Origin of the sequence: Zunongwangia atlantica 22II14-10F7 (genome assembly GCF_002094855.1) — a bacterium.
GTDB classification, from domain to species: Bacteria; Bacteroidota; Bacteroidia; order Flavobacteriales; family Flavobacteriaceae; genus Zunongwangia; species Zunongwangia atlantica.
The window spans coordinates 1-1,287 of sequence record NZ_ARYN01000062.1; the positions used below are offsets into that span (position 1 = coordinate 1).

General features: G+C 43.0%; 1 rRNA gene. It reads right to left on the bottom strand.

The window, feature by feature from the left end:
* Positions 1–934: ribosomal RNA gene (locus IIF7_RS20555) — 16S ribosomal RNA — on the bottom strand; the annotation flags it as partial.
* Positions 935–1,287 lie beyond the last annotated feature (353 nt).

Consider the following 1,287-nt stretch of genomic DNA (forward strand, 5'->3'; position numbering starts at 1 on the left):
CTTGTGCGGGCCCCCGTCAATTCCTTTGAGTTTCATTCTTGCGAACGTACTCCCCAGGTGGGTTACTTATCACTTTCGCTTAACCACCCAGCCCTCAATTAGGCCGGACAGCTAGTAACCATCGTTTACGGCGTAGACTACCAGGGTATCTAATCCTGTTCGCTACCTACGCTTTCGTCCATCAGCGTCAATACATTATTAGTGATCTGCCTTCGCAATCGGTATTCTGTGTAATATCTATGCATTTCACCGCTACACTACACATTCTAACCACTTCATAATGATTCAAGATCTACAGTATCAATGGCAGTTCTACAGTTAAGCTGCAGACTTTCACCACTGACTTATAAACCCGCCTACGGACCCTTTAAACCCAATGATTCCGGATAACGCTTGGATCCTCCGTATTACCGCGGCTGCTGGCACGGAGTTAGCCGATCCTTATTCGTATAGTACCGTCAATTTTCCTCACGAGGAAAGGTTTCTTCCTATACAAAAGCAGTTTACAACCCATAGGGCAGTCTTCCTGCACGCGGCATGGCTGGATCAGGCTCTCGCCCATTGTCCAATATTCCTCACTGCTGCCTCCCGTAGGAGTCTGGTCCGTGTCTCAGTACCAGTGTGGGGGATCTCCCTCTCAGGACCCCTACCTATCGTTGCCATGGTAAGCCGTTACCTTACCATCTAGCTAATAGGACGCATGCTCATCTCTTACCGTAACCTTTAATCTTAAATTGATGCCAATTTAAAATACCATGAGGTGTTAATCCACGTTTCCATGGGCTATCCCTCAGTAAGAGGTAGATTGCATACGCGTTACGCACCCGTGCGCCGGTCGTCAGCAAAGTGCAAGCACTTCCTGTTACCCCTCGACTTGCATGTGTTAGGCCTGCCGCTAGCGTTCATCCTGAGCCAGGATCAAACTCTTCATCGTTGTTTCATTAATATGTTACAACCAAATAAATGTTTTCCTTCTCAAGAAGTCTAAAGCTCAAAAGTTTGACTCTTTATAGTCTTAATTCTTAATCTTTACGCTATACTAATCCTAATAAATTAAAATTAGTATCGTCTAGTCAATTCAATATGTCAATGAACTTTTTAAAAGTCCGGATCTACTTAAAGACCCTTTCGTTGAAACTTAAGGTATCGAACCTTAACATAAACCCCAATCGGTATTCCTGTTTTTCAAAATTTTAAGAGCGTTTTTGCTTTCCCTCAAAGCGGCTGCAAATATACAACAACTTTTAAAACTCACAAGAAAAATTTAAAAATATTTTTTCTTTTTTT